The sequence below is a fragment of the Mesorhizobium waimense genome (assembly GCF_003601975.1).
In the GTDB taxonomy this organism is placed as follows: domain Bacteria; phylum Pseudomonadota; class Alphaproteobacteria; order Rhizobiales; family Rhizobiaceae; genus Mesorhizobium; species Mesorhizobium waimense.
Genome location: NZ_QZWZ01000248.1, coordinates 1 through 393, shown reverse-complemented (window position 1 = coordinate 393; position 393 = coordinate 1). Strand labels below are relative to the sequence as shown.

Genomic DNA, 393 nt, shown 5'->3' with positions numbered 1-393 from the left:
CAACAGCGACCTGGCCGCCCACCCGCGCGTGCGGCGCGACTACGGCGTGCTCACGCGGGCCCTGGTGGCGGGCGCCTCGGGCCAGCTGCGCAACATGGCCACCACCGGCGGCAACCTGCTGCAGCGCACGCGCTGCCCCTATTTCTACGATACCAACACGCCCTGCAACAAGCGCCAGCCGGGCAGCGGCTGCTCTGCCCTCGGCGGCTTCAGCCGGCAGCTCGCGGTGATCGGCGGCAGCGCGGAGTGCATCGCCACCCACCCGAGCGACATGGCGGTGGCGATGCGCGTGCTCGACGCCTCGGTGGAGACCGTGCGCGCCGATGGCGCCACCCGCGTCATTCCGATCGCCGACTTCCACCGCCTGCCGGGCAACACCCCGCACATCGAGAC

The 393-nt window shown here is 72.8% G+C and carries 1 protein-coding gene; it reads left to right on the top strand.

Features of this window, described 5'->3' with window-relative positions; genetic code table 11:
• Positions 1 to 393 (top strand): FAD binding domain-containing protein (locus D3227_RS40870; RefSeq protein ID WP_208646660.1); only part of this gene is annotated, 393 nt, incomplete at both ends.